The sequence below is a fragment of the Sphingopyxis granuli genome (assembly GCF_001559015.1).
Classification (GTDB): Bacteria; Pseudomonadota; Alphaproteobacteria; order Sphingomonadales; family Sphingomonadaceae; genus Sphingopyxis; species Sphingopyxis granuli.
In genome coordinates, this window is record NZ_CP012199.1 from 2,184,285 (window position 1) to 2,207,156 (window position 22,872).

At 67.0% G+C, this 22,872-nt stretch carries 18 protein-coding genes; 15 read left to right on the top strand and 3 right to left on the bottom strand.

The features are described from left to right. Position 1 precedes the first annotated feature (1 nt). From scpA to SGRAN_RS10110, 5 genes are all read left to right on the top strand, one after another. Entirely contained in the window at positions 2 to 2,149 is a 2,148-nt protein-coding gene (scpA, locus tag SGRAN_RS10090; protein ID WP_067183222.1) for a methylmalonyl-CoA mutase, read from the top strand. Then, complete coding sequence (locus SGRAN_RS10095) at positions 2,146 to 3,426, top strand: O-acetylhomoserine aminocarboxypropyltransferase (RefSeq protein ID WP_067183223.1); 1,281 nt, start codon at positions 2,146 to 2,148, stop codon at positions 3,424 to 3,426. The genes scpA and SGRAN_RS10095 overlap by 4 nt, the downstream gene beginning before the upstream one ends. Then, the gene (bioB, locus tag SGRAN_RS10100; RefSeq protein ID WP_067183226.1) at positions 3,423 to 4,421 is read left to right on the top strand and encodes a biotin synthase BioB; all 999 of its coding nucleotides are present in this window, start codon (positions 3,423 to 3,425) and stop codon (positions 4,419 to 4,421) included. The genes SGRAN_RS10095 and bioB overlap by 4 nt, the downstream gene beginning before the upstream one ends. A gap of 122 nt (positions 4,422 to 4,543) precedes the next feature. Beyond that, positions 4,544 to 6,565 carry an acetyl-CoA carboxylase biotin carboxylase subunit gene (locus SGRAN_RS10105; RefSeq protein WP_067183228.1) on the top strand — a complete coding sequence of 674 codons (2,022 nt, stop codon included), beginning with the start codon at positions 4,544 to 4,546 and terminating at the stop codon, positions 6,563 to 6,565. Between the two features lie 107 nt (positions 6,566 to 6,672). Then, the gene (locus tag SGRAN_RS10110) at positions 6,673 to 7,044 is read left to right on the top strand and encodes a tRNA-binding protein (RefSeq protein ID WP_067183230.1); all 372 of its coding nucleotides are present in this window, start codon (positions 6,673 to 6,675) and stop codon (positions 7,042 to 7,044) included. Between the two features lie 5 nt (positions 7,045 to 7,049). Here the strand turns inward: SGRAN_RS10110 and SGRAN_RS10115 are convergent, their stop codons facing one another. After that, a complete protein-coding gene (locus SGRAN_RS10115) occupies positions 7,050 to 7,820 on the bottom strand; it encodes a cyclase family protein (RefSeq protein WP_067183232.1) in 771 nt (256 codons plus the stop codon). 157 nt (positions 7,821 to 7,977) lie between these two features. Between SGRAN_RS10115 and SGRAN_RS10120 the strand changes: the two genes are divergently transcribed. The 5 genes from SGRAN_RS10120 to SGRAN_RS10140 all read left to right on the top strand — a co-directional run bounded on the left by SGRAN_RS10120 (position 7,978) and on the right by SGRAN_RS10140 (position 16,326). Further along, positions 7,978 to 9,600 carry an MFS transporter gene (locus tag SGRAN_RS10120; RefSeq protein WP_067183235.1) on the top strand — a complete coding sequence of 541 codons (1,623 nt, stop codon included), beginning with the start codon at positions 7,978 to 7,980 and terminating at the stop codon, positions 9,598 to 9,600. 88 nt (positions 9,601 to 9,688) lie between these two features. Continuing rightward, entirely contained in the window at positions 9,689 to 10,222 is a 534-nt protein-coding gene (gene phaR, locus SGRAN_RS10125) for a polyhydroxyalkanoate synthesis repressor PhaR (RefSeq protein ID WP_067183237.1), read from the top strand. A gap of 40 nt (positions 10,223 to 10,262) precedes the next feature. Next, positions 10,263 to 11,789, top strand: a complete 1,527-nt coding sequence (gene proS, locus SGRAN_RS10130) for a proline--tRNA ligase (protein WP_067183240.1) — start codon at positions 10,263 to 10,265, stop codon at positions 11,787 to 11,789. Positions 11,790 to 11,961: 172 nt separating this feature from the next. Next, on the top strand, positions 11,962 to 14,259 hold the full coding sequence (locus tag SGRAN_RS10135; RefSeq protein ID WP_067183244.1) for a ribonuclease R family protein: 2,298 nt from the start codon (positions 11,962 to 11,964) through the stop codon (positions 14,257 to 14,259). Positions 14,260 to 14,382: 123 nt separating this feature from the next. Continuing rightward, positions 14,383 to 16,326, top strand: a complete 1,944-nt coding sequence (locus SGRAN_RS10140) for a CocE/NonD family hydrolase (RefSeq protein WP_067183246.1) — start codon at positions 14,383 to 14,385, stop codon at positions 16,324 to 16,326. A gap of 264 nt (positions 16,327 to 16,590) precedes the next feature. Here SGRAN_RS10140 and SGRAN_RS10145 read toward each other — a convergent pair whose 3' ends face one another. Then, positions 16,591 to 17,046 carry a universal stress protein gene (locus tag SGRAN_RS10145; RefSeq protein ID WP_067113297.1) on the bottom strand — a complete coding sequence of 152 codons (456 nt, stop codon included), beginning with the start codon at positions 17,044 to 17,046 and terminating at the stop codon, positions 16,591 to 16,593. A 159-nt stretch (positions 17,047 to 17,205) separates the two neighbouring features. Here SGRAN_RS10145 and SGRAN_RS10150 point away from each other — a divergent pair, with 159 nt between their 5' ends. From SGRAN_RS10150 to SGRAN_RS22580, 5 genes are all read left to right on the top strand, one after another. Next, the gene (locus SGRAN_RS10150) at positions 17,206 to 18,543 is read left to right on the top strand and encodes a pyruvate dehydrogenase complex dihydrolipoamide acetyltransferase (RefSeq protein WP_067183249.1); all 1,338 of its coding nucleotides are present in this window, start codon (positions 17,206 to 17,208) and stop codon (positions 18,541 to 18,543) included. 116 nt (positions 18,544 to 18,659) lie between these two features. Next, positions 18,660 to 19,070: an endonuclease domain-containing protein gene (locus SGRAN_RS21710; protein ID WP_082737192.1), complete on the top strand. Its 411-nt coding sequence runs from the start codon at positions 18,660 to 18,662 to the stop codon at positions 19,068 to 19,070. After that, positions 19,063 to 20,478, top strand: coding sequence for a dihydrolipoyl dehydrogenase (gene lpdA / locus SGRAN_RS10155; protein WP_067183251.1), 1,416 nt, complete (start codon positions 19,063 to 19,065; stop codon positions 20,476 to 20,478). Before SGRAN_RS21710 ends, lpdA begins: the two co-directional genes overlap by 8 nt. A gap of 54 nt (positions 20,479 to 20,532) precedes the next feature. Continuing rightward, positions 20,533 to 21,198, top strand: coding sequence for a hypothetical protein (locus SGRAN_RS22575; RefSeq protein WP_067183254.1), 666 nt, complete (start codon positions 20,533 to 20,535; stop codon positions 21,196 to 21,198). 181 nt (positions 21,199 to 21,379) lie between these two features. After that, positions 21,380 to 21,982 carry a phosphatase PAP2 family protein gene (locus SGRAN_RS22580; RefSeq protein ID WP_067183257.1) on the top strand — a complete coding sequence of 201 codons (603 nt, stop codon included), beginning with the start codon at positions 21,380 to 21,382 and terminating at the stop codon, positions 21,980 to 21,982. On the opposite strand, the gene SGRAN_RS10170 is transcribed toward SGRAN_RS22580, so the two are convergent. Beyond that, positions 21,972 to 22,841 (bottom strand): DMT family transporter, encoded by an 870-nt coding sequence (locus SGRAN_RS10170; protein ID WP_067183259.1) that lies wholly within the window; start codon positions 22,839 to 22,841, stop codon positions 21,972 to 21,974. The two genes, SGRAN_RS22580 and SGRAN_RS10170, sit on opposite strands and share 11 nt — an antisense overlap. Between the last annotated feature and the right edge of the window lie 31 nt (positions 22,842 to 22,872).

Genomic DNA, 22,872 nt, shown 5'->3' on the forward strand with positions numbered 1-22,872 from the left:
TATGACCGACAAACCGACCCTCGACCAATGGGCTGCCGCCGCCGAGAAGGAGGTGAAGGGCAAGGACCTGACCTGGCGCACGCCCGAAGGGATCGACGTCAAGCCGCTCTATACGGCCGAGGATGTGAAGACCGACCCCGGCCTGCCCGGCTTCGCGCCCTTCACGCGCGGCGTGCGCGCGTCGATGTTCACCGGGCGGCCGTGGACGATCCGGCAATATGCGGGCTTTTCGACCGCCGAGGAATCGAACGCCTTCTATCGCCGCAACCTCGCGGCGGGGCAGAAGGGGCTATCGGTCGCTTTCGACCTCGCGACGCACCGCGGCTATGACAGCGACCATCCGCGCGTCGTCGGCGACGTCGGCAAGGCGGGCGTCGCGATCGACAGCGTCGAGGATATGAAGATCCTGTTCGACGGCATCCCGCTCGACCAGATGTCGGTCAGCATGACGATGAACGGCGCGGTGATCCCGATCCTCGCCTTCTTCATCGTCGCGGGCGAGGAGCAGGGGGTGGCACGGTCGCTGCTCGACGGGACCATCCAGAACGACATCCTCAAGGAGTTCATGGTCCGCAACACCTATATCTATCCGCCCGAACCATCGATGCGGATCATCAGCGACATTTTCGGCTACACGTCGCGCGAGATGCCGAAGTTCAACAGCATCTCGATCTCCGGCTATCATATGCAGGAGGCGGGGGCGACGCAGGTGCAGGAACTCGCCTTCACCATCGCCGACGGCATCGAATATGTGAAATATGGCGTCGCATCCGGCCTCGACATCGACAAGTTCGCGGGGCGGCTGTCCTTCTTCTTCGCGATCGGCATGAACTTTTTCATGGAGGCGGCGAAGCTGCGCGCGGCGCGGGTGCTGTGGCATCGCGCGATGACAAAGCTCGGCGCGCAATCCGAACGCTCGAAGATGCTGCGCACCCATTGCCAGACGTCGGGCGTGTCGCTGACCGAGCAGGACCCCTACAACAACGTCATCCGCACGACGATCGAGGCGATGGCGGCGATGCTCGGCGGCACCCAGTCGCTCCACACCAACGCGCTCGACGAGGCGATCGCGCTGCCCACCGATTTCTCGGCGCGCATCGCCCGCAACACGCAGATCATCATCCAGGAAGAGACCGGCATGTGCAATGTCGTCGATCCCTTGGGCGGCAGCTATTATGTCGAGGCGCTGACGCAGGAACTGGTCGACAAGGCGCAGGCGATCATCGACCGCGTCGAGGCCGAGGGCGGCATGGCGAAGGCGGTCGCGGCGGGCTGGCCCAAGGCGATGATCGAGGAAGCCGCCGCGGCGCGGCAGGCGCGCGTCGACCGCGGCGACGACGTGATCGTCGGCGTCAACAAATATCGCCTGAAGGACGAGGACCTGCTCGAAACGCTCGAGGTCGACAACACCAAGGTGCGTGAGGCGCAAGTCGCGCGCATCAACAAGGTGAAGGCGAGCCGCGACGAGGCGGCGTGCCAGGCGGCGCTGGGCGCGCTGCGCAAGGCCGCCGCCGCGCCGCAGTCGATCGAGACCAACCTGCTCGCCCACGCGGTCGATGCGGCGCGCGCCCGCGCGACGCTCGGCGAGATTTCGGCGGCGATGGAGGAAGCCTTCGACCGCTATGCGACCGTGCCGACCCCGGTGAAGGGCGTCTATGCCGCGCCCTACAAGGACGACGGCCGCTGGCAGCAGGTCGTCGACGGGGTCAAGGCGGTCGAGCGCCGGCTGGGCCGCGCGCCCAAGCTGCTGATCGCCAAGATGGGGCAGGACGGGCACGACCGCGGCGCCAACGTCATCGCCTCCGCCTTCGGCGACATGGGTTTCGACGTCGTCTCCGGCCCCCTGTTCCAGACGCCGGAGGAAACGGTGGTGCTCGCGCTCGAAAGCGGGGTCGATGCGGTCGGTGCGTCGAGCCTCGCCGCCGGGCACAAGACGCTGATCCCCGAACTGATCCGGGGCCTCAAGGAAGCCGGGCGCAGCGACATCAAGGTGATCGCGGGGGGCGTCATCCCGCCGCAGGATTATGATTATCTGCGCGACGCCGGGGTGCAGGGTATCTATGGACCCGGTTCCAACGTGGTCGAATGCGCCGCCGACGTGCTGCGCCTGCTCGGCCACAATATGCCGCCACTGGAGGATGCCGCATGACTGAGATGAAGCCCGAAACGCTGACCGTCCACGCCGGGACCCAGCCCGATCCGACGACCAAGGCGCGGATCACCCCGATCTATCAGACCTCCTCCTATGTCTTCGACAGCGTCGAACATGCCTCGCGCCTGTTCAACCTCGAAGAGTTCGGGAACATCTACACGCGGATCATGAACCCGACCAACGGCGCGCTGGAGGGCAAGATCGCCGCGCTCGAAGGCGGCGCGGGCGCGCTGGCGGTGGCGTCGGGCTATGCGGCGCAGTTTCTGACCTTTCACACGCTGATGGAGCCGGGCTGCGAGATCGTCGCGGCGCGCAAGCTTTATGGCGGCTCGCAGAACCAGCTTGGCCAGAGTTTCCGCAAGATGGCGTGGACGACGCATTTCGTCGACGCCGACGACGCCGGCAACGTCGCCGCCGCGATCAACGAGAACACCCGCGCGATATTCATCGAAAGCCTCGCCAATCCGGGCGGGGTCGTGCAGGACATCGAGGCGATCGCCAAGGTCGCGCACGATGCCGGGGTGCCGCTGATCGTCGACAACACGATGGCGACCCCGATGCTGTGCCGCCCGATCGAGCATGGCGCCGACATCGTCGTCCATTCGACGACCAAATTCCTCAACGGCCATGGCAATGCGATCGGCGGGGTGATCGTCGACGCGGGATCGTTCGACTGGACGAAGGGCGGCAAATATCCGACGCTGACCGAGCCCAACGCCTCCTATCACGGCATCAAGTTCGCCGAAGCGTTCGGCAACCTCGCCTTCATCCTCGCCGCGCGCACGCTCGGCCTGCGCGACCTCGGCCCGGCGCTCGCACCGATGAACGCGTTCCTCGCGCTCACCGGCATGGAGACGCTGGCGTTGCGGATGGAGCGGCATTGCAGCAACGCGCTCGCGCTCGCCAAATGGCTGCGTGCGCATCCGAAGGTCGATTGGGTATCCTACGCCGGGCTGGAGGACGACCCCTATCACGCGCTCGCGAAACGCTATCTCGGCGGCAAGGGCGGCGCGGTGTTCACCTTCGGGCTCAAGGGCGGCTACGACGCGGGCGTCAAGCTGGTGTCGTCGGTGAAGATGTTCAGCCACCTCGCCAACCTCGGCGACACACGCTCGCTCATCATCCATCCCGCCTCGACGACGCACAGCCAGCTTTCCGAAGCCGAACTCGTCGAGACGGGCGCGGGTCCCGACGTGGTGCGCGTGTCGGTCGGCATCGAGCATATCGACGACATCATCGCCGACCTGGCGCAGGCGCTGGAGGCGATCGCGTGACCGAGACCCGCAACGACTGGACACGCGCGGAAATCGCCGAGCTGTTCGACCTGCCGTTCGACGAACTGATGTGGGAGGCGCAGGGCATCCACCGGCGCCACCATGCGCGCGGCGAGGTGCAACTCTGTACGCTCTTGTCGATCAAGACCGGCGGCTGCGCCGAGGATTGCGGCTATTGCTCGCAGTCGGCGCACGCCGAGACGGGGCTGAAAGCGACCAAGCTGATGGACGTGCGCGCGGTGCTGCAGGCGGCGGCCGAGGCGAAGGATGCGGGCTCGCAGCGCTTCTGCATGGGCGCCGCGTGGCGCAACCCCAAGGACCGCGACATGCCCGCGATCGTCGAGATGATCGAGGGCGTGCGCCAGATGGGCATGGAAACCTGCATGACGCTGGGGATGCTCACCCGCGAGCAGGCGCAGACGCTCGCCGTCGCGGGGCTCGATTATTACAACCACAACATCGACACGAGCCCGGAGAATTACGGCAACATCATCTCGACCCGCACCTTTCAGGACCGGCTCGACACGCTGGAGGAAGTGCGCGCGGCGGGCATCAACGTCTGTTCGGGCGGCATCGTCGGCATGGGCGAGACGCGCGAGGATCGCGTCGGCTTCATCCACGCGCTCGCGACGCTGCCGCGCCATCCCGAAAGCGTGCCCGTCAACGCGCTGGTGCCGGTGAAGGGCACGGTGCTCGGCGACATGCTCGCCGACACGCCGCTCGCGCAGATCGACGACATCGAATTCGTCCGCACCGTCGCGGTCGCGCGCATCACCATGCCCAAGTCGATGGTCCGCCTGTCGGCGGGGCGCGAGAGCATGTCGGAGGCGACGCAGGCGCTCTGCTTCATGGCGGGCGCGAACAGCATCTTCACCGGTGACAAGCTGCTGACCACGGCGAACGCGGGCGACAGCAAGGACGCGGCGTTGTTCGCGAAGCTAGGGCTCAAGCCGATGGAGGCTGAGGAGCCGATGCGGATGGAGGCGGCGGAATAGAGTTCCCCTCCCGCTCGCGGGAGGGGCTAGGGGAGGGCTTGTTCCCTTCGAATGAGTTTCGAATTTCGCAAGCGGGACAGGCCACCCCCGGCCCCTCCCGCAAGCGGGAGGGGAGTCTAAGCGTGTTCAAGAAAATCCTGATCGCCAACCGCGGCGAAATTGCCTGCCGCGTCATCAAGACCGCGCGCCGCATGGGCATTGCGACCGTTGCCGTCTATTCGGACGCCGACGCGCGCGCGCCGTTCGTGCGGATGGCCGACGAGGCGGTGCACATCGGCCCGTCGCCTGCATCCGAATCCTACCTGATCGCCGACAGGATCATCGAAGCGTGCAAGGCGACGGGCGCAGAGGCGGTGCATCCGGGCTATGGCTTCCTGTCCGAACGCACCAGCTTCGCCGAGGCGCTGGCCAAGGAAAACATCGCCTTCATCGGCCCGCCGGTGAACGCGATCGCCGCGATGGGCGACAAGATCGAGTCGAAGAAGCTCGCCAAGGAAGCGGGCGTCAACGTCGTCCCCGGCTTCGTCGGCGAAATCCGCGACACCGAGCATGCGGTCGAGATTTCGAACGAGATCGGCTATCCGGTGATGATGAAGGCCTCGGCGGGCGGCGGCGGCAAGGGGATGCGCCTCGCCTATGACGAGAAGGACGTCCGCGAGGGCTTCGAGAGCGTCAAGCGCGAGGGGCTCAACAGCTTCGGCGACGACCGCGTCTTCATCGAGAAGTTCATCCTCAACCCGCGCCATATCGAGATCCAGATCCTCGGCGACCAGCACGGCAACATCCTCTATCTGAACGAGCGCGAATGCTCGATCCAGCGCCGCCACCAGAAAGTGGTCGAAGAGGCGCCGTCGCCCTTCGTCACGCCCAAGATGCGCAAGGCGATGGGTGAACAGTGCGTCGCGCTGTCGAAGGCGGTCGGCTATTACAGCGCGGGCACGGTCGAGCTGATCGTCTCGGGTGCCGACCCGACGGGCGAGAGCTTCTATTTCCTCGAAATGAACACCCGGCTTCAGGTCGAGCATCCGGTGACCGAGACGATCACCGGCATCGACCTGGTCGAACAGATGATCCGCGTCGCGGCGGGCGAGAAGCTTGAACTGACGCAGGACGATGTGAAGATCGACGGCTGGGCGATCGAGAACCGCGTCTATGCCGAGGACCCGTATCGCGGTTTCCTGCCCTCGACCGGGCGGCTGACGCGCTACAGGCCGCCGGTGCCGGGCTGGACCGACGACGGCGCGGAGAATGGCCGCCGCGGCGTCGACGGCGTGCGCGTCGACGACGGCGTCTATGACGGCGGCGAGGTGTCGATCTTCTACGACCCGATGATCGCCAAGCTGATCACCTGGGGCAAGACGCGCGACGAGGCCGCCGATCTGCAGGTCGCGGCGCTCGACCGCTTCGAGCTCGAAGGGCTCGGCCACAATATCGATTTCGTCTCGGCGATCATGCAGCATCCGCGCTTCCGCTCGGGCGAACTGACGACGGGCTTCATCGCCGAGGAATATCCGGAAGGGTTCCACGGCGCGCCCGCCGACGAAGCGGTGACGCGCGCGCTGGCGGCAATCGCGGGCTTCATGGCGAGCGCCGAGGCCGATCGCGCGCGGCGCGTCGACGGTCAGCTCGGCGACCGGCTCGACCCGCCCGCCAGGTGGCAGGTGACGATCGGCGACGCGAGCCACAAGGTGAAGCTCGGCCGCAAGCATATCAAGGTCGACGGCGAAAAGGTCGACATCGCGCTCGAATATACGCCGGGCGACCGGCTGGTCGTCGCGGAGATCGACGGCAGCGAACTCGCGGTGAAGGTGGCGAAGACGCGCACCGGCTGGCGCATGACGACGCGCGGGGCGATCCATGACGTGCGGGTACTGCCGTGGCATGTCGCACCGCTGTCGGCGCACATGATCGAGAAGGTCCCGCCCGACCTGTCGAAATTCCTCATCTGCCCGATGCCGGGCCTGCTCGTCGCGCTGCACGTCGGCGCCGGCGACAAGGTCGAGGCAGGCCAGCCGCTCGCGACGGTCGAGGCGATGAAGATGGAGAATATCCTGCGTGCCGAAAAGACCGGCGTGGTGAAAAGCGTCAACGCCGCGCAGGGCGACAGCCTGGCGGTCGATGCGGTGATACTGGAGATGGAATAGCCTTTTCGCTCCTCGTCATTGCGAGGAGCGAAGCGACGAAGCAATCCAGAGCGGCGAAAACCCGCTCTGGATTGCTTCGCTTCGCTCGCAATGACGGAGTTTGTTGGATGCACATGAACCACGATCAAGGGGCGGGGGCAGCCGACCCCATCGCCTTCGACGATTTCCTTCGCGTCGATATCCGCATCGGCACGATCGTCGAGGCCGAACCCTTTCCCGAAGCCCGCAAACCGGCGTTCAAGCTGAAGATCGACTTCGGCCCCGCCATCGGCGTCAGGAAGAGCAGCGCGCAGATCGTCGCGCGTTATGGCCTTGAGGAACTGCCGGGGCGGCAGGTCGCGGCGGTGGTCAATTTCCCGCCGCGCCAGATCGGCAAGTTCATGTCCGAGGTGCTGACGCTGGGTTTCGCCGACGCGGAAGGCGCGGTGATCCTCTTCGCCCCCGACCGGCCGGTGCCGAACGGGTCGCGGCTGTTCTGACGCCGCTAATCCTCCACCAGCGCCACCGCCCTGATCCACCCCGCGCTCGCGCGTTCGATCTTCACCGGGAAGCAGGACAGCGTCCAGCCGGTCGGGGGCAGCGCGGAAAGGTTCGTCAGCTTCTCGATCTGGTAATAGGGCCTGATCCGCCCCGCCTTGTGGCCTTCCCAGATGATCGACGGGTCGCGCGTCTCGGCCCAGCGCCTTGCGGTGTGGCTGAACGGCGCGTCCCAGCTCCACGCGTCGGTGCCGACGACCTGCACCCCGCGCTCGGTCAGCCAGAGCGTCGCCTCGGCGCCCATGCCGCAGCCCTGGTCGGTGAAATCGGCGGTGCCGTAGATCGCGCCCGACTGGACGAGCACGATGTCGAGCGGCTGCAAGGCGTGGCCGATGCGCGCGAGTTCGGCCTCGACCTCGGCGGCGCCGACGACATGGCCCGCGGGCCGGTCGGAGAAATCGAGCTTCACGCCGGGGCGGAAGAACAGATCGAGCGGCGCCTCGTCGATGCTCGGCGCCGCGCGCGCGCCGCTGTCGGTCGTCGAGTGGAAATGCCACGGCGCGTCCATGTGCGTGCCGTTGTGCGTCGACAGCGTCAGGCTCTCGACCGCCCAGCCTTCGCCGTCGGGCAGGTCCTCGCGCGTCAGGCCGGGAAAGAACAGCGCGATCTGCTCCCACGTCGTCTCGTGGGTCATATAGCTGATCTGCGGACGCATCACCGGCGGGTCGGACACGACGTCGTTGGTGATCGGGATCGAAAGGTCGATGAAGCGTGTCATCGCGCCAGTCTGCCATCAACGGGCGCTGGCGCCAAGAAGGCTTGCGCGGCGGCGCGGGGGAATTAGACAGGGAGCATCCGTTCGCCGCGAAACGGGCGGGCAGGGGGGAGGCCTTCAGGGGAGGGGCGTCGTATCCTGCACGGGCTAGGGAGAGGATATGACCGATCAAGCCGCCGGCGCCGACCACGGCGCGGCCTATCAGCCGACCGCGAAGGATATTCGCATGGTCATCGCCGCCTCGTCGGCCGGGACCGTCTTCGAATGGTATGATTTCTTCATCTACGGCACGCTGGCGGCGATCATCGGCAAGGCTTTCTTTCCCAGCGACAATGCGACGCTGGAGGTGCTGCTCGTCTGGGCCGGCTTCGCGGTCGGCTTCGGCTTTCGGCCGCTCGGCGCGGTGTTGTTCGGCTTTCTCGGCGACCGGCTCGGGCGCAAATACACCTTCCTGATCACCGTCACGCTGATGGGCGTCGCGACGGCCGGGGTCGGCATGATCCCGTCGGCCGCGACGATCGGCATCGCGGCGCCGGTGATCGTCATCCTGCTGCGCGTCCTCCAGGGGCTCGCGCTCGGCGGCGAATATGGCGGCGCCGCCATCTATGTCGCCGAACATTCGCCGCCCGAACGGCGCGGCTTCTATACCAGCTTCATCCAGGCGAGCGTCGTCGGCGGCTTCGTCCTCAGCCTGATCGTCGTGCTGGGATGCAAGGCGGCGATGTCCGACGCGGTCTGGGACGCCTGGGGCTGGCGCGTGCCCTTCCTGCTGTCGCTGCTGCTGCTCGCCATCTCGTTGTGGATGCGCCTGAAGCTGTCGGAAAGCCCGGTGTTCCGCGCGATGAAGGCCGAGGGCGAACTGGCGCGCAATCCGCTCAAGGAAAGCTTCACCTATCCGGGCAACAGGCTGCGCATCTTCGTCGCGCTGTTCGGCATCGCGGCGGGGCTGACGGTCATCTGGTACACCGCGATGTTCTCCGGCCTGTCGCTGCTCAAGGGGCCGATGAAGGTCGAGGAGACCGCGGCGGAGATCATCGTCGGCATCGCCGCGGCGCTCGGCATGGGCTTTTTCCTGATCGCCGGCCATCTGTCGGACCGCATCGGCCGCAAGAAGCCGATCGTCTGGGGCTATGCCGCGACGCTCGTCCTGCTCTTCCCACTCTTCTGGCTGATGGGCGGCGCGGCCAATCCCGCGCTGCACCGCGCCGCCGAGCGCGCGCCGGTCGTGGTGACGGGATCGCAGTGCAGTTTCGACCCGATGGCGAAGCAGCAGGCGACGGCGTGCGCGCGGACGCTGGGCGAACTCACCCGCCTCGGCGTGCCCTACAAGGTCGTCGCGAGCGGCGGCGGCTTCGACAGCGTCGACATCCACATCGGCGGCAAGCAGGTCGCGAGCGACGACCCCGCGCTGCTCAAGCCCGCGCTCGAGGCGATGGGCTACGGCTTCGAACCGCAGGTGCCCGGCGCGGGCGGCATTGCGGTGATCCTGCTCGCGCTGCTCGGCCTCAGCGCGCTCTCGGGCTTCACCTATGGCCCCGTCGCCGCGCTGCTGGCAGAGATGTTCCCGCCGCACGTCCGCTATTCGTCGCTGTCGATTCCCTATCATATCGGAACCGGCTATTTCGGCGGTTTCCTGCCGCTGATCGCGAGCTATATCATCGCCCGGACCGGCGACGCCTATGCCGGGCTCTGGTATACATGGGGCGTCGTGCTCGTCGCCTTTATCGTCTCGGCCGTCTGGCTGAAGGAACCCGACAAGGCGCAATGGGACAAGCCCGGCTGATACCCGCCCGTGCGCATGTTGCGATGCATCATAATTTGGTGCTAATGCCCGTCCTTACCCCTTTGACCCCTCAGGAGCGCGAGGCATCATGGCGAAGTCCAAGACGGCGGCGGACGGCGATGTCGTCACGATCAAGAAATATGCGAACCGCCGCCTCTACGATACCGAGCGGAGCTGCTACATCACGCTCGACGACCTCGGCGCCATGGTGCGCGACGGCCGCGATTTCCGCGTCGTCGATGCCAAGAGCGGGGACGACATCACGCACAATGTGCTGACGCAGATCATCATGGACACCGAAACGCGCGGCGAGACGCTGTTGCCGGTGAATTTCCTGCGCCACCTGATCGGCCTCTACGGCGACAAGATGCAGGGCATCGTCCCGCAATATCTGGAAGCCTCGATGGCGGCCTTCCGCAAGAACCAGCAGGACGTGCGCTCGGCTTTCGAGGGGGCGCTGGGGTCGAACCCGCTCGCCGAACTGACGCGCCGCAATCTCGAAATGTTCCAGCAGGCGGCGGGTGCCTTCATTCCCGGCGCCGGCAAGGCGAGGGATGCGGAGATCGCGGCGCTGAAGGCCGAGATCGCCGAGCTCAAGGCCGAACTCGCCAGGAAGAAATAATCCGGGGCCTCTTGCCCCGTCAGGGACGAAAACAGGATCGATGATCAAGCATGCGCTCAGCGTAACCCGCCAGGCCGACTTCGCGGGCTGGTATCAGGATGTGATTGCAGAGGCCGACCTCGCCGAGGAATCGGGCGTGCGCGGCTGCATGGTCATCAAGCCGTGGGGTTATGGCATCTGGGAACGCATCCAGAAAGTGATGGACGCGGCGATCAAGGATGCCGGGGTCCAGAACTGCTATTTCCCGCTGTTCATTCCGCTGTCCTTCTTCGAGAAGGAGGCCGATCACGTCGACGGCTTCGCCAAGGAAATGGCGGTCGTCACGCATCATCGCCTGATCGCAGACGGCAAGGGCAAGCTCGTTCCCGACCCCGAGGCGAAGCTGGAGGAGCCGCTGATCGTCCGCCCGACGTCGGAGACGGTGATAGGCTCGGCGATGAGCCGCTGGGTGCAAAGCTGGCGCGACCTGCCGCTGATGGTCAACCAGTGGGCCAATGTCGTGCGCTGGGAAATGCGCACCCGCATGTTCCTGCGCACCAGCGAATTCCTGTGGCAGGAAGGCCATACCGCGCACGCGACCCGCGAGGACGCGATGGCGGAGACGCTGCGCGCGCTGGAAATGTATCGCGCCTTTGCCGAAGAGGTGCTGGCGATGCCGGTGATGGCCGGAGAGAAGCCGGAGAACGAGCGCTTCCCCGGCGCCGTCGCGACCTATTCGATCGAGGCGATGATGCAGGACGGCAAGGCGCTGCAGGCCGGCACCTCGCACTATCTCGGCACCGGTTTCGCGGAGGCGGCGAACATCCGCTATCAGGACAAGGACGGCGGCCACAGCCTCTGCCACACGACGAGCTGGGGCACATCGACGCGCATGATCGGCGGCGTCATCATGACGCACGGCGACGACGACGGGCTGCGCTGCCCGCCGCGCATCGCGCCCTATCAGATCGTCATCGTCCCGATGCTGCGCGACAATGACGAGGATGCCGCGATCCTCGATTATTGCCGCGCGCTCGAAACCGAACTCAGGGCGCTCGACGCCTTCCGCGAGCCGGTGCGCGTGCTGCTCGACGCGAGCGCGAACAAGGCGCAGGCCAAGCGCTGGGGCTGGGTCAAGAAGGGCGCGCCGATCGTGCTGGAGATCGGCCCGCGCGACGTCGCCGGCGGCAATGTCGCGGTGATCCGCCGCGACCGCCTCTATCAGGACAGCGGCAAGCTCAACACGGCCTTCGTCGCGAAGCGCGAGTTCGTCGCCGGCGCCGTGGCGATGCTCGAAGATATTCAGGCGAACCTCCATGCCGAAGCGAAGGCGCGACTCGACGCGAACATCCGCCGCGACGTCACCGACCTTGCCGCGCATTTCGGCGGCGATGACAAGTTCACCGGCTGGGTCGAAGTCCAATGGTCGCGGCCGACGGGCGCGGTGCTCGACGGCATCGTCGAGCAGTTGAAGGCGCTCAAGCTGACGATGCGCAACACGCCGCTGGACGCGGCGCCCGCCGACGGTACCTGCTTCTTCACGGGCGAGCCCGCGGTCGAGCGCGTGCTGATCGGGCGGACCTATTGATTTTGTTCGCGCGGCGACGCGGAGACGCGGAGATGTCGCGCCTGCCGCGAAGCGGCTTTCTCGTTTTGACGCTGCGCCAAGGCGCGTCGTTTGATGGAGAAAGGGGCCTGTCGGCCCGAGCGGTCGCCTCCGCGTCTCCGCGTCTCCGCGCGAACCATTTGGACGACCCGCGATGAAAAAGCCCAAACCGCAACCCGGACTCCCTTCGCGCGAGCAAATCCTCCGCTTCATCGAGGACAGCCCCGGCGCGATCGGCAAGCGGGAGATCGCGAAGCATTTCGCGGTGCGCGGTGCCGACAAGATCGCGCTGAAGGCGCTGCTCAAGGACATGACCGACGAAGGGCTCGTCGACATGGCGCCCGGCCGCGCCTTTCACAAGCATGGCGGGCTGCCCCGCGTCACCGTCTTCCGCATCGCGGCGGCCGAGGGCGACGCCGTCTGGGCGGTGCCCGAGCGTTGGGAAGCGAGCGGCCCGCCGCCGCGCGTGCGGGTGATGGAGAAGGGACGGCGCGGTGCGCTCGGCGTCGGCGACCGCATCCTCGCGCGCACCGAGGAGCGCGGCAGCGGCCATGTCGCGCATCCGATGAAAAAGCTCCAGTCGGGCGGCGAGAGCATCATCGGGGTGCTGGTGTCCGACATGGGACCGGGCGGCAAGCCGATGACCTGGCTGCGCCCCGCGGACAAGCGCGCGCGTTTCGATTTCGCGGTCGCCGAGATGGGCGACGCCGCGATCGGCGACCTCGTCCGCGCCGAACTGTCGGGGCGCGGCGCCACGACGAAGGCGAAGGTGATCGAGCGCATCGGCGATCCGTTCGCGCCGCGCTCTCTGAGCATGATCGCCATCGCCCGGCACGAAATCCCGCATGTGTTCGGCGAGGAGACGCTCGCCGAGGCGGGGCGCGCGGCGAAGCTGCCGCTCACCCCCGACGGGCGCGAGGATCTGCGCGACCTGCCGATCGTCGCGATCGACCCGCGCGACGCGCGCGACTATGACGACGCGGTCTGGGCCGCGCCCGACGGCGACGAAACGAACAAGGGCGGCTGGCGCGCGATCGTCGCGATCGCCGACGTCAGCTATTATGTTCGTCCCGACGGTGCGCTCGACCGCGAAGCGCGGCGGCGCGGCAACAGCGTCTATTTCCCCGACCGCGTCGTGCCAATGCTGCCCGAAGCGCTGTCGGCGGGCGTCTGCTCGCTGAAGGCGGGCGAGGATCGCGCCGCGATGGCGTGCCATCTGACCGTCGACCGGCACGGCAAGGTGACGGCGTGGCGTTTCGCGCGCGCGCTGGTGCGGCTGCGCGCCAACATCGCCTATGAGGATGCGCAGGCGATGATCGATGCCGCCTCCCCGCTCCCAAATGCGGGAGGGGACGAGGAGGTTGTCTCCGCTCTGAAAAATCTCTGGGGCTGCTGGACCCTGCTCGCGAAGGCGCGCGCCGCGCGGGCTCCGCTCGACCTCGATCTGCCCGAGCGGCAGGTGATCCTCGACGAGCAGGGCGGCATCGCGGAGATTCGCGTGCGCGAGCGGCTCGACGCGCACCGGCTGATCGAGGATTATATGATCGCGGCGAACGTCGCGGCGGCCAAGGCGCTCGAGGCGGAGAAATCGCTGGTCATGTACCGCATCCACGAGCCGCCGAGCCGCGAGAAGCTGGTCAGCCTCAAGGATTATCTCGATACCTTCGACCAGAGCTTCGCGCTGGGGCAGGTGATCACCCCCGCGGTGTTCAACCGGCTGATCGACGGCTTTTCCGGCGACGACCGCCTGCCCGAGATCATGGAGGCGATCCTGCGCAGCCAGACGCAGGCCTATTACGGCCCAGCCAACGCTGGCCATTTCGGCCTCGCGCTCGGCAGCTATGCGCATTTCACCTCGCCGATCCGCCGCTATGCCGACCTGATCGTCCACCGCGCGCTCGTCGATGCCTGGCGGCTCGAGATGCCGGGCAAGCCGAAGGACCTGCCCGCGCGCACCGGACTGGGCGAGGCCGACCGCAAGGGACTGTCGCGTATCGGCGAGGCGATCAGCGCGCTCGAACGCCGCGCGATGGAGGCCGAGCGCGAGACCGTCGATCGCTATGTCGCGGCATGGCTGGCGACGAAGGTCGGGGAGATCGTGCCGGCGCGGATCACCGGGGTGCAGCCATTCGGCTTCTTCGCGACGGTTGACGGGCTCGGCGGCGACGGGCTGGTGCCGGTGTCGACGCTGGGCAGCGAGCGCTTCTTCTATGACGAAGCGGCGCGGACGCTTGACAGCGAGCATGGCCGGGTGAGCTATGGCGTCGGCCAGCGGCTCGACCTGCGCCTGATGGAGGCGAACCCGATCAGCGGCGCGCTGCGCTTCGAACTGCCCGACGCCGAGGATCGCCCGCCGGCGAAACGCCCGCCGCGCCGCGACGGCAAGGGTCGGCATCCGGTCGGCCGCCGCGGGCGCCCGGCGAACATCCGGCATCAGGGGCGGCGGCGCTGACCTTTCCCGCCAGGCGCGGACGCTTGCCGGGCGCCGTATAAGATCGTTGCGCCCAACGGTTGCAAAGCATCGCGGCCGCGCGCACGATCCTGCGCGGAAGACATCGACATCAAGGGGGTTCGCATGGTCCGCTCGTTCCTGTTCATGACCTTGTCGGCGGTCGCGCTGGCCGGCGCGTCGCTGACCGGCGCGGCCGAGGCGCCCAGGTCCACATCGACCGCGAGCGACATTCCGGACAGCTTCACGATCCCGAGCGACCACGCCGATTACGACAAGCGCGTCGAGATGATCCCGATGCGCGACGGCACGCGCCTCTATACCGTCATCGTCGTGCCCAAGGGGGCGAAGGACGCCCCGATCGTCCTCACCCGCACCCCCTATAACGCCAAGGGCCGAGCGAACCGCATGGACAGCGCCAGCATGCTGTCGACGCTGCCGCTCGCCGACGAGATGTTCGTGAAGGACGGCTATATCCGCGTCTATCAGGATGTCCGCGGCAAATACGGGTCGGAGGGCGATTATATCGTCAACCGCCCGCCGGTCGGGCCGCTCAATCCGACCAGGGTCGATCATATCACCGACGCGTGGGACACGATCGACTGGCTGGTGAACCGCAGGAACCTGCCCGAATCGAACGGCCGCGTCGGCATGATCGGATCGTCCTACGAGGGCTTCACCGTCGTCATGGCGCTGCTGAATCCGCATCCGGCGCTGAAGGTCGCGGCGCCCGAGAGCCCGATGATCGACGGCTGGATGGGCGACGACTGGTTCCATCACGGCGCCTTCCGCCTCGCCAACATCGCATGGATCGGCGGCCAGACCGGCTACAAGGCGGAGGGCAAGGTGCCGTCCACCGGCGGCTATGACGACTATGACAATTTCCGCCGCGGCTCGGCGAACGATTGGGCGAAGGCGGTCGGATACGACCAGCTGCCCTTCTGGCAGAAGATGCTGAAGCACGTCGCCTATGACGATTTCTGGCAGCAGCAGGCGCTCGACAAGCTCGTCGCCGCAAACCCGTCGAACGTCCCGACTCTGTGGGAGCAGGGATTGTGGGACCAAGAGGACATGTATGGCGCGATCACGACGTGGGAGGCGCTGAAGGCGAAGGGCCGGATGGGCAATAATTTCCTCGTCATGGGCCCGTGGCGCCACAGCCAGGTCAATCGCGAGGGGCGCTCGCTCGGCCCCTTCCAGTGGGACGGCGATACCGCGGCGCAGTTCCGCGAGGACATGGTGCTGCCCTTCTTCAACCATTATCTGAAGGACGGTCCGCCGGTCGCGATGCCCGCCGCCGCGATCTACAACACCGGCGAGAATCGCTGGGACCGTTTCCGCACCTGGCCGCTTGCCTGCGAAAGCGGATGCCAGGCGCCGCTGACCCCCATCTATGTCGGCCCCGACGGCACGCTCGGCTTCGCGCCGCCGCAACCGGGCAGCACCAGCTATGTCTCCGATCCGGCGAAGCCCGTGCCGCACCTGCCGCGCCCGGTGAACTTCCGCGACGGGCGCTGGGGCGACTGGCTGGTCAGCGACCAGCGCCACGTCGACGGCCGCCCCGACGTGCTGACCTGGCAGACCGACGTGCTGACGGCGCCGGTGCGCGTTTCGGGCGCGCCGCTGGCGAACATCTTCGCGCAGATCACGGGCTCGGACGTCGATTTCATCGTCAAGCTGATCGACGTCTATCCGGCCGAGGTCGCGGCGAAGCCCGAAATGGGCGGCTATCAGCTCGCGATCAGCCAGGACATCTTCCGCGGCCGCTATCGCGACAGCTTCGCGAAGCCGACCGCCATCCCTTCGGGCGTCACCCAGACGTACAAATTCCGCCTGCCGACCGTGAACCATGTGTTCCAGCCCGGGCATCGCATCATGGTGCAGATTCAGTCGAGCCAGTTCCCGCTCTACGACCGCAACCCGCAGACCTTCGTCCCCAACATCTTCCTCGCGCGGCCCGAGGATTACCGGAAGCAGGAGGTGACGATCCTGCAGGGCGGCGACACCGCGAGCGGCGTGCTGCTGCCCGTGGTGCCCGTCGACCAGTCGGCGGCCAAGGTGGCGCGATAGGGACGATCGGCTCGCGCGCGGAATCCGGTCGAAACCATCCCTCGACCGCCGTCCCGGCGAAAGCCGGGGGCCACGCGAAGCAGCGCCATGCCATCTACGTCCCGGCTTTTTTACATCGGAAAAACGCTAGAGCCTGATGCCATGCGTTGGAATCGTCATTGCGAGGAGCGAAGCGACGCGGCAATCCAGAGTGTGCGCAAACCGCTCTGGATTGCTTCGCTCCGCTCGCAATGACGAAGTGGGTCAATCTAAAGTCATCAGAGTCTAGCTCAGCGCGTCGAGCCGCGCGATGTCGATGCCGCCCGGGACCAGCATCACCGGACAGGGCAGGGTGCCCGCATCGTGCCCGGTGAAATGGGTGACGAGTGGGCCCGGCGCGCCGCTGGCGGCGGTCGCGAGCACCAGCGCCGCGACCTCGTCGCTTTCGCCGATCACCTCGCGCACCACCTCCGCGGGCTTGCCCGATTTGATCAGGATCTGCGGCGAGATATTGGCTTCCTGCGCGATCGCGGCGGCGGCGGACGATGCCAGCGCTTCCGCCTGTTCGCGCGCCTCTGCCTCGATCGTCGCCTGTGCGCTGCCGAAGGCGAGGAAATCCTGCGGCGGCACGATGGCCAGCACCATCACCCCGCCGCCCGTCCGCGCCGCGCGCCGCGCCGCAAAGCGCAGCGCCAGCGTCGCTTCGGGGCTATCGTCGATCACCACCAGATAGGTCCGCATACCCCCGACCCCTTATGCCTTTTGCCACTGGAAGAGTGCGGCACATTCGTATGAAACGCAAGTTCCACCCGCTGGACCTTGACCCGGCGAATGCGTATGGCGAGGGGGAAAGCCGTTACGGCAGGCTTCGCCTCCCAAGTGACAGGAACCAGAACAACGATGCCCATCGAACTCAAAATGCCCGCCCTTTCGCCGACGATGGAGGAGGGGACGCTTGCCAAATGGCTGGTCAAGGAGGGCGACACGGTCCAGTCGGGCGACCTGCTCGCCGAAATCGAGACCGACAAGGCGACGATGGAATTCGAAGCGATCGACGAGGGCACGATCGCGCAGATTCTCGTTCCCGAAGGCACCGACAATGTGAAGGTCGGCACGGTGATCGCGGTGATCGCGGCTGAAGGCGAGGACGCCGGTGCGGCGAAGGCGGCGCCTGCGCCCACGCCAGCGCCTGCCGCTGCTGCTTCCGCACCCACCCCTGAACCCGTTCGCGCTGAGCCCGTCGAAGCGCCGTCCTCCTCTTCGGCGACCGCCGCGAAAAAGGACGGTCCTTCCCCCGGACGCGATCCGGGGTCAGGACAAATGGAAAAGGGGGAGAGGATCAAGGCCAGCCCGCTCGCCAGGCGCATCGCCGCTGAAAAGGGCATCGACCTGTCGGCGGTCAATGGCAGCGGCCCCGGCGGCCGCATCGTCAAGGCCGACCTCGAGGGCGCGCCCACCGCCGCCGCCGCTCCGGCGCAAGCCGCCGCGGCGGCCGCGACTCCGGCCCCGGCCGCTGCGCCGCAGCAGGCGGCACCGTTCGAAACCGATATCCCGCATACCGCCGACAAGCTCAGCAACATGCGTAAGACGATCGCGCGCCGCCTGACCGAGGCGAAGCAGACGATCCCGCACATCTATCTGACCGTCGACATCCAGCTCGACCGGCTGCTCAAACTGCGCGGCGAGCTCAACGCGGCGCTTGAGCCGCAGGGGGTCAAGCTCAGCGTCAACGACCTGCTCATCAAGGCGCTTGCCAAGGCGCTGATGCAGGTGCCCAAGTGCAACGTCAGCTTCGCCGGCGATCAGCTCATCAGCTACAGCCGCGCCGACATCTCGGTCGCGGTCAGCGTCCCCGCCGGCCTGATCACCCCGATCATTGTCGGCGCCGACGAGAAATCGGTGAGCAAGATTTCGACCGAGATGAAGGAACTCGCGGGCCGCGCCAAGGAGGGCAAGCTCCAGCCCCACGAATATCAGGGCGGTACCGCGAGCATCAGCAACATGGGCATGTTCGGCATCAGCCAGTTCGACGCGGTGATCAACCCGCCGCAGGGCATGATCATGGCGATCGGCGCAGGCGAGAAGCGGCCGTGGATCGTCGACGACGCGCTGGCCATCGCCACGGTGATGTCGGCAACCGGCAGCTTCGACCACCGTGCCATCGACGGCGCCGACGGCGCGCAACTGATGCAGGCGTTCAAGCAGATCGTGGAGAACCCGCTGGGGCTGGTGGCGTAATGATCGACGGAGGGCATGGCCCCTCTCCCCTTGCGGGAGAGGGGTTGGGGAGTGGGGTCTGCGCCGCGTCCGCGGCGCGCCGGACTCTGGCCGATGCCCTCGCTCGAAAATCCACGATGCTGGAACGCGCGCGCCATATGCGCTCGAACCCGACCGATGCCGAAAGCCGTCTCTGGTCTATTCTTCGTGGGGGACGATTGGCTGGCCTGCGCTGGCGGCGCCAGCAGATCGTCGATGATCTCTACATCGTCGATTTCGTCTGTTTTGCGCATCGTCTGGTCGTCGAAGTCGATGGCGGGCAACATGCCGGAAACGAATATGACAAGCGGCGTGATGCGTGGCTGCAATCGCAGGCTTTTCGTGTCCTGCGATTTTGGAACAGCGACATACTGACCAATAGGGAAGGCGTTGCTGAAGCCATATTGCATGAAATCGAATCTCCGGGCGCGCGGACGCGCGCCAACCCCTCTCCCCAACCCCTCTCCCGCAAGGGGAGAGAGGCTTTAGAAGGAGCCCATAATGGCTGACACCAACTACGACCTCATCGTCCTCGGCTCGGGTCCCGGCGGCTATGTCGCGGCGATCCGCGCGGCGCAGCTCGGGCTCAAGACCGCGATCGTCGAGCGCGAGTATCTCGGCGGCATCTGCCTCAACTGGGGCTGCATTCCGACCAAGGCGCTGCTGCGCTCGGCCGAAATCTATCATTATATGCAGCACGCCAGGGATTACGGCCTCGCCGCGGCGAGCATCAGCGCCGATCTCGACGCGGTGGTGAAGCGCAGCCGCGGGGTCGCGAAGCAGCTCAACCAGGGCGTCACGCACCTGATGAAGAAGAACAAGATCGCCGTCCATATGGGCGACGGCAAGCTGACGGCACCGGGCAAGCTGGAGGTGAAGGGCGAGAAGGGGAGCGAAACCCTGACCGCGAAGCACATCATCGTCGCGACCGGCGCCCGCGCGCGCGATCTGCCCTTCGCGCCTGCCGACGGCAAGCGCATCTGGACCTATCGTCACGCGATGACGCCGGCCGAAATGCCGAAGAAGCTGCTCGTCATCGGGTCGGGCGCGATCGGGATCGAGTTCGCGAGCTTCTACAACGACATGGGCGCCGAAGTGACCGTGGTCGAGATGCTCGACCGCATCGTGCCCGTCGAGGATGCCGACGTGTCGAGTTTCCTCGAAAAATCGCTGAAGAAACAGGGCATGACGATCCTGACCGGTGCCGGAGTCGAGGAGCTGAAGGCGACCGGCAACGGCGTCTCGGCAAAGATCAAGACGAAGGACGGCAAGGTCCAGGCGGGCGACTACAGCCACGCCATCGTCGCGATCGGCATCCTTCCCAACACCGAGGGCGTCGGGCTCGACACGCTCGGCGTGAAGACCACCAAGGGGCATATCGATACCGATCCTTATTGCCGGACCAATGTGAAGGGGCTGTGGGCGATCGGCGACGTCACCGCGCCGCCGTGGCTCGCGCACAAGGCGAGCCACGAAGGCGTGATCGCGGCCGAAGCGATCGCGCAGGAACTGGGCAACAAGGACGTCCACCCGCATCCGATGGACGCGCGCAACATCCCCGGCTGCACCTACTGCCACCCGCAGATTGCGTCGGTCGGCCTGACCGAGGCGAAGGCGAAGGAAGCGGGGCACGAGGTGAAGGTCGGCAACTTCCCCTTCGTCGGCAACGGCAAGGCGATCGCATTGGGCGAGGTCGAGGGCTTCGTGAAGACGGTCTTCGACGCGAAGACGGGCGAACTGCTCGGCGCGCATATGGTCGGCGCCGAGGTGACCGAGATGATCCAGGGCTACACCGTCGGCAAGACCGCCGAACTGGTCGAGGCGGATTTCATGCACACGGTCTTCCCGCACCCGACGATCAGCGAGACGATGCACGAAGCCGTGCTCGGCGCCTGGGGCCGCGCGCTGCACATCTGAGGTCGCCGATTTCTTAAGTTTTGGGCGCTATGCAGGCCGGCGAAGGGGACGGCCATGCGCACGATCAGGTTCGGGACCGGAAAGCTCGTCATCGGAACGCTGGCGGGGATCGTCCTGCCGGCGATGGGGTTGCCGATGCTGTTCGGCGGCGGTCTGCTTGCCGTTCTCGGCGTCGTCCTGATCGTCGCAGGGCCGCTCGCTTCGGCGTCGAGCATCAAGCGGCTGCTCGGTGACGGCGTGGCGCTGGAATATGACGCCGCCGGGGTGCGCGTCGCGACAAGCTGGTCGTCGGAGCGCTTCCGCTGGTCGCAGGTCCGCAGCATCGGCCGCAGCCAGCTCGTCACCCGCATGTACGGCTTCATTCCGGTGAACCGGCAGAATTTCATCGACTTCAAGGTCGAAGGCGGCGTGTTCGGAACGCGGACGATCCGCCTTGCCGCATCGGTGCTCGACGTGAAGAAGCGCGATCTCGATTCGCTCGTCGGCGACCTGCAGGCGGCGCATGCCGGGCAGGTCCCCGCGGCCGCGATGGAACCGGCAGCGTCCGCGAGGCCAGAGCGCGGCCGCGATCCGCTCGAAGGCGCCCCGCGCGGCGACACGTTCGACGCCGACGCGGCGCTCGCGCGCTATCTCGCCCATCGCCCGGCGCCCCAGCACGAGGCGCCTGCCGCGACGCCCGGCCTGCGTCCCCGCCCGACGTTCGGCCGCAAGGTCGCCTGACCGCCCGCTTGCACGGCGCTTCGCGGGCGTCTGGGGCATGGCGACTGTAGAAGAACTCCTATATCCGTTCGTGTCGAGCGAAGTCGAGACACCCATCGGCCTTGCGCCACGACGATGGGTGTCTCGACTTCGCTCGACACGAACGGGTTTAATTGATGCCATCTTGCTTCAGGCGCCGGGGATGATCGCGCGCAGTTCGCTTTTTTGGGCCGCATTGCTGGTCGCCGCCGCGCTGCTGCTCGGCTTCGCGACCGGCGCTCTGGCCCCCGTCGATGAACGCCTGTCGAAGGCATTGGCGCTGCGCGAGGGTGCGGCGGCGCCCGCACTGATCGCCTTCCTGCAAGGCGTGAGCTGGTTCGGCGGCGGTGTCGCGCGCTGGGCTCTCGTCCTCATCCTGTGCCTTTCGTTCTGGCGCTGGGTGGACAGGCAGGCGGCGCTGCGGCTGTTCGGCGCGGCGCTCGCGGCCAATCTGGCGTCGAGCCTGCTGAAGACTGTCTACGACCGGCCGCGCCCCGACCTTGTCCCGCACCTCGATCGGGTGTCGAACTGGTCCTATCCCAGCGGTCATGCGACGAGCGTCGCGGCGATCGGGATCGCGCTCGCGCTGCTCGTCCCGCCGCGCTGGCGTCCGGCGGCGGCCGGTTTCGCGGCGCTCGCGATCCTGCTGACCGCGCTGTCGCGGGTGATGCTCGGCGTGCACTGGACGAGCGATGTCGTGGGCGGCACGCTGCTCGGCGCGGGATGCGCGCTCGCGGTAGCGGGGACCGGGCGCGTCAGCCGCTGAGCAGCACGACGCCGACGACGAGCAGCAGGCAGCCCGCGAGCCGCCAGCGCCCGACCGCCTCGCCCAGAAAGATCATCCCGAACAGCGCGCCGGCCATCATCGACATCTCGCGCGTCGGCGCGACGACATGGACCGGCGCGCCCATCCGCAGCGCCGTCAGCACGAGGATATAGGAAGCGGGCGACAGCAGCCCGACCGCGATCGCGAGGCGCCAATGCCCGCGCATCCGCGCCATGTTCCCCCGCGGGTCGCGCAGGATCACCGGCAGCAGGAAGAAGAAGCGCAGCGTGTTCGACAGCCAGTCGAGCACGACGGGAAGCACGCCGAGCCGCTTCACCGCCCAGCCGTCGACGACCGTATAGGCGGCGATCAGCGCGCCGGTGCCGAGTCCCCAGCGCACGCCGCGATGCGCCTCCGCGCTGCGGAAGGCGGCGAAGCGGCCCTGCGTCGCGATCAGCCCTATGCCGGCGACGACGAGCAGCAGCCCCGCCAGCCCCGGCGCGCTGATCGCTTCGCCGAGCAGCACGACGGCGCCGACCGACGCGAGCATCGGCCCGGTGCCGCGCGCGATCGGATAGACGACCGACAGATCGGCGACCTGATAGCCGCGCTGGAGGCACAGGCTGTAGGCGAGATGGATGAGCGCCGACAGCAGGATGACGCCCGCGACGGGCAGGCTCCACGCCATGCCGTCGCTCAGCAATATCCACGCGACCCATGGCGCATAGGCGATGCCCGCGACCAGATTATACGCAAAGACGAACGCGACGCCGGCGTGCGCCGCGCGCTTCGCGAGCAGGTTCCACGTCGCATGGATCAGGGCGGCGAGAACGACGAGGCCGAGTGAGAGAAAGGTCATGGGAAGCCCGGCCTTCCTATCCGATTGCCGG

What these genes read in the sequence shown, in the direction of transcription:
- scpA (WP_067183222.1), top strand. Translation starts at nt 2, where the DNA reads ATGACCGACAAACCGACCCTCGACCAATGGGCTGCCGCCGCCGAGAAG.
- SGRAN_RS10095 (WP_067183223.1), top strand. Translation starts at nt 2,146, where the DNA reads ATGACTGAGATGAAGCCCGAAACGCTGACCGTCCACGCCGGGACCCAG.
- SGRAN_RS10110 (WP_067183230.1), top strand. Translation starts at nt 6,673, where the DNA reads ATGCACATGAACCACGATCAAGGGGCGGGGGCAGCCGACCCCATCGCC.
- SGRAN_RS10115 (WP_067183232.1), bottom strand. Translation starts at nt 7,820, where the DNA reads ATGACACGCTTCATCGACCTTTCGATCCCGATCACCAACGACGTCGTG.
- SGRAN_RS10120 (WP_067183235.1), top strand. Translation starts at nt 7,978, where the DNA reads ATGACCGATCAAGCCGCCGGCGCCGACCACGGCGCGGCCTATCAGCCG.
- phaR (WP_067183237.1), top strand. Translation starts at nt 9,689, where the DNA reads ATGGCGAAGTCCAAGACGGCGGCGGACGGCGATGTCGTCACGATCAAG.
- proS (WP_067183240.1), top strand. Translation starts at nt 10,263, where the DNA reads ATGATCAAGCATGCGCTCAGCGTAACCCGCCAGGCCGACTTCGCGGGC.
- SGRAN_RS10135 (WP_067183244.1), top strand. Translation starts at nt 11,962, where the DNA reads ATGAAAAAGCCCAAACCGCAACCCGGACTCCCTTCGCGCGAGCAAATC.
- SGRAN_RS10140 (WP_067183246.1), top strand. Translation starts at nt 14,383, where the DNA reads ATGGTCCGCTCGTTCCTGTTCATGACCTTGTCGGCGGTCGCGCTGGCC.
- SGRAN_RS10145 (WP_067113297.1), bottom strand. Translation starts at nt 17,046, where the DNA reads ATGCGGACCTATCTGGTGGTGATCGACGATAGCCCCGAAGCGACGCTG.
- SGRAN_RS10150 (WP_067183249.1), top strand. Translation starts at nt 17,206, where the DNA reads ATGCCCATCGAACTCAAAATGCCCGCCCTTTCGCCGACGATGGAGGAG.
- SGRAN_RS21710 (WP_082737192.1), top strand. Translation starts at nt 18,660, where the DNA reads ATGCTGGAACGCGCGCGCCATATGCGCTCGAACCCGACCGATGCCGAA.
- lpdA (WP_067183251.1), top strand. Translation starts at nt 19,063, where the DNA reads ATGGCTGACACCAACTACGACCTCATCGTCCTCGGCTCGGGTCCCGGC.
- SGRAN_RS22575 (WP_067183254.1), top strand. Translation starts at nt 20,533, where the DNA reads ATGCGCACGATCAGGTTCGGGACCGGAAAGCTCGTCATCGGAACGCTG.
- SGRAN_RS22580 (WP_067183257.1), top strand. Translation starts at nt 21,380, where the DNA reads ATGATCGCGCGCAGTTCGCTTTTTTGGGCCGCATTGCTGGTCGCCGCC.
- SGRAN_RS10170 (WP_067183259.1), bottom strand. Translation starts at nt 22,841, where the DNA reads ATGACCTTTCTCTCACTCGGCCTCGTCGTTCTCGCCGCCCTGATCCAT.